This window comes from Acinetobacter sp. YH12226 (assembly GCF_013417805.1).
Taxonomy (GTDB): domain Bacteria; phylum Pseudomonadota; class Gammaproteobacteria; order Pseudomonadales; family Moraxellaceae; genus Acinetobacter.
Window position 1 is genome coordinate 1 of sequence record NZ_VPDG01000043.1, and the last position, 4,550, is coordinate 4,550.

Annotated in this window: 2 protein-coding genes and 1 pseudogene; all 3 read left to right on the plus strand. The window is 40.0% G+C overall.

Annotation, left to right across the window (positions count from 1 at the left end; genetic code table 11):
• Positions 1-123 precede the first annotated feature (123 nt).
• A pseudogene (locus FTV08_RS15775) lies at positions 124-270 on the plus strand (IS256 family transposase); the annotation flags it as partial.
• Between the two features lie 42 nt (positions 271-312).
• Positions 313-2,979, plus strand: a complete 2,667-nt coding sequence (locus FTV08_RS15780; RefSeq protein ID WP_180087647.1) for an excinuclease ABC subunit UvrA — start codon at positions 313-315, stop codon at positions 2,977-2,979.
• 165 nt (positions 2,980-3,144) lie between these two features.
• Positions 3,145-4,077, plus strand: coding sequence for an IS5 family transposase (locus FTV08_RS15785; protein ID WP_180087648.1), 933 nt, complete (start codon positions 3,145-3,147; stop codon positions 4,075-4,077).
• Positions 4,078-4,550 lie beyond the last annotated feature (473 nt).

Genomic DNA, 4,550 nt, shown 5'->3' on the forward strand with positions numbered 1-4,550 from the left:
CCGCTCTTTCTCTGATTTCAGGGGTATATTTTAATTTTGTCATCGGGACACTACGCTTCACTACGTCTTGCGAAGCAATGCTTCTCATCTCAGAATATTGACTCTCCGACAAACCCGGTACGGTTCACTTCTGATGATTCAGTGAAAAGGGTCATTTATTTAGCAACTTCAAATGCTGCTAAAAAATGGACCATGCCAACTCAAAATTGGCGTTTAGCAATGAATTGGTTTACGATTCAGTTCGATGATCGATTAAAAGATCATTTATAAAAAATGAGACTTACACAAAATAATTTACAGGCTCGTAGAAACATGAAAATACATTCTTTTGGTGAACACAATAACATTACTTTATCTAATAATTGTATTGAAGTTCGAGGTGCACGTGAGCATAACCTTAAGGATGTAGATGTTTCTATCCCAAGAAATGCACTTGTTGTTTTCTCAGGTGTATCGGGTTCAGGAAAATCATCACTTGCTTTTGGAACTATTTTTGCTGAAGCACAAAGAAGATATTTCGAATCTGTTGCACCTTATGCAAGACGCTTAATAGATCAGGCCGGAGTACCAGATGTTGATGCTATTGATGGTCTACCACCAGCAGTAGCATTGCAACAACAACGTGGTGTAAGTAATACCCGTTCTTCTGTTGGAAGTGTAACAACTTTATCAAGTCTCGTGCGAATGATTTATTCGCGTGCTGGTGCATATCCTGCCGATCAGCCAATGTTATATGCCGAGGACTTTTCACCGAACACTCCTCAAGGTGCTTGTCCTACCTGTCATGGTTTAGGTCACATTTATGAAGTTACAGAATCGACAATGGTTCCTGACCCAACACTCAGTATTCGTGAGAGAGCTATCGCATCATGGCCACCTGCTTGGCACGGGCAAAACTTACGCGATATCCTAGTAACCCTAGGGTATGATGTTGATCGACCATGGAAAGATTTACCGCAATCGGATAGAGACTGGATTTTATTTACTCAAGAAACCCCAACAGTTCCTGTCTATGCTGGTTTAAGCCCCGCTGAGACTCAATCTGCACTTAAACGTAAACTAGAACCCAGCTATATGGGCACTTTCACTGGTGCTCGTCGCTATGTCCTTCATACTTTTGCTAATACCCAAAGTACGTTGATGAAAAAACGTGTTTCACGTTTTATGGAAGGAAAAATATGCCCTTCCTGTCATGGTAAACGCCTTAAACCAGAAGCCTTATCTATTACCTTTGCTGGAGTAGATATTGGTGAGTTTATGCAACTTTCTTTGGATAAGTTAACTTGCCTGCTTGAGCCCATTGTTCTAGGCAATTTCGACGCTCATGATGCTGGAGAAAAGACTAATAATAAAGTAACCCAACTTGATAGATCTGAACGAGCAACAACAGGTAGAGCAGTGCATTCTGTATCTCCAGATGTAAGACGTACGTCAGCACTTTCAGATGAAAAGAAAATTGCTGCGCAGCGTTTAGCAAATGGTGTGGTGGGGCGTTTAAATCAATTACGCCAGTTAGGTCTTGGTTATCTAACATTAGATAGAGCCACACCGACTCTTTCAGCGGGAGAGTTACAACGTTTGCGGTTAGCAACACAATTAAGTTCTATGCTATTTGGTGTAGTTTATGTACTGGATGAACCGTCTGCTGGATTACATCCTTCAGATAGTCAGTCATTATATGATTCTCTCGATAAATTAAGAGACGCTGGAAACTCCGTATTTGTTGTAGAGCATGATTTAGAGCTCATGCGTCGTGCTCAATGGTTAGTGGATGTTGGACCAGATGCAGGAGAGCAAGGTGGTAATATTTTATATAGTGGAGTACCTCAGGGTTTAAGTGAGATTTCAGCTTCACGTACTGCAAGTTATTTATTTAATAAAATCCCAGTTACTCAAAGTTATGGACGTACACCCTCTGGTTGGCTTGAACTTAACAATATTTACCGACATAACCTGCATAATATTGATGCTCGTATACCTCTTGGTGTACTTACAGCAGTTACAGGTATTTCAGGTTCAGGTAAATCTAGTCTCGTTTCTCAAGCTTTACCCGAGTTAGTACTTTCATATTTAGGCAATGAATCTGAAACTGAAAACAATAATGAAAATAATCCTTTAAATGAAGGAATGTTGGTTACCGAGGTTACACAGGGTTCTCTGGCTGGTGATGTGGAGGCTATACAGCGTCTGGTACAGGTTGATCAAAAACCAATTGGCCGTACTCCACGTTCTAATCTGGCAACTTATACGGGTTTATTTGATCATGTTAGAAAGTTATTTGCTGGGACTCCTGAAGCTCGCCAAGCTCATTATGATGCTGGACGTTTTTCGTTTAATGTGGCTAAAGGGCGATGTGAAACTTGTGAAGGTGAAGGCTTTGTCAGTGTAGAATTATTGTTTATGCCAAGTGTATATGCCCCTTGTCCGACATGTCATGGTGCTCGATATAATGATGACACTCTGAAAATTCGCTGGAATGGACGTAATATTGCTGAAGTATTAGGAATGACCGTCAATGAAGCACGTGATTTTTTTGATGGAGAGGTCTCGATTGCTCGTTCACTACAATTATTAAAGGAAATTGGCCTTGGTTATTTACGTTTAGGGCAACCAGCGACTGAACTATCTGGTGGAGAAGCGCAACGTATTAAATTGGCGACCGAGCTGCAACGCAATCAGCGTGGAAATACACTGTATATACTTGATGAGCCAACTACAGGTTTGCATCCATCAGATGTAGATCGATTGTTAGTTCAATTGCAGCGATTAGTCGATGCGGGTAATACCGTGGTTATGATTGAGCATGATATGCGTGCCGTTGCACAAGCAGATTGGGTGATTGATGTGGGACCAGGTGCTGGAAATGCTGGTGGGAATATTGTTGTGGCAGGAACACCAAAACAAATAACAGAAAATCAAGATAGCCGTACTGCTCCATATTTAGTTAATGAGTTAGTGAGTCGTGATACTAAACATTGATATTGCGAGTGGGTAGAATAAAACCTTAAATTAAAAGCCTGTAAAATCAATCAGATATTTTTTGTTTTAGGTGGTGTGTGAGCATGAAATCTAAAATTTTTTTCAACTAAGGGCTTTGTTGCACAAACCTATCTGTAAAGGCTTTTTCAGCGATATAATTTTCAAATGAAGAAGCCTACACACAAAATCTACCGCACAACCAATTGGCCCGCATATAACCGAGCACTCATGAGTCGCGGAAATATTGCCATTTGGTTTGATCCTGCTACGCAATGGTATGCGCCATCAAAAGGCAAACAAGGGCGAAATCAAACCTACTCCGACGCAGCCATCCAATGCTGCTTAATGATTAAATCCTTATTCCGTCTGTCTTTACGTATGGTTACTGGCTTTGTGCAAAGTCTGATTAAACTCTCTGGCTTAAATGGGACGGCCCCAGATTATTCGACCATATGTAGAAGACAAAAGCATATTGATATTGTAATCAGCTATCAGAAAAGTCGTGATGGGCTGCATCTACTTATGGACTCTACAGGCATGAAGTTTCTAGGTGAGGGCGAATGGAAACGCAAGAAACATGGAGCTGAATATCGTCGCCAATGGCGTAAACTACATATTGGTATAGATGCCAAAACCCTACAAATACGCGCTATTCAGCTCACAACCAATAATGTCAGTGATTCACAGGTGCTTGGTGATTTACTTAATCAGATTCCACAAGATGAGCAGATTGACTCTGTTTATACCGATGGAGCTTATGACACCAAGCAATGCCGTCAGGTCATTGCAGATCGGCAAGCGCATGCGGTGATTCCACCTAGAAAAAATGCGAAACCATGGAAAGATACAAAGAGTAGCTCGCTAGAGCGAAATGAATTACTACGAACAGTTAAACATTTAGGCAGGACATTATGGAAAAAATGGTCAGGCTATCATCGCCGCAGTTTGGTGGAAACCAAGATGCATTGCATCAAATTATTAGGCGATAAATTAATGGCAAGAAGCTTTCCTAGTCAGGTGAATGAGATCCATGCACGTGTAGCAGTCCTTAACAGATTTACGGAATTAGGTCGCCCACTTACCCAAGTTACGCCTTAAATTTGGATCAATTAGGGGCGCTTTGCATTTCAAATCTTTGTGCAACAAAGCCCTTTGAAAGCGTAAGGCTTTCATTGAGAACAATAATGGGTATAGACAGGGACAGTACGAGTTGAGGTGAAACAATAATATTAGTTGTTTTTTAGTTGAACCTTTTTTTGTCAATCGAATTGTTTTTAGTTCAAACATGATGAAGTTTATGAATTAAAATTTAATTCAACATATCATATTTATCTAAATAAAGGATAGTACTTTAACTTATTGAAATCAGGTGAGTGTAAGGGATATATGAAGTTATTGTTTGGTATACTTCGCTTAACATAATCAATATTATACGAAATCAGTGTGTTAGAAACCATTTAAAGTGTCTATATTCTCACCAATAAAAATGTCTAGTTTATGATGGTTTTTACCATCATGGACTGGATATAAATTAGAGATGTTGATCACTATGTCTGACAAGGAAATTCAAC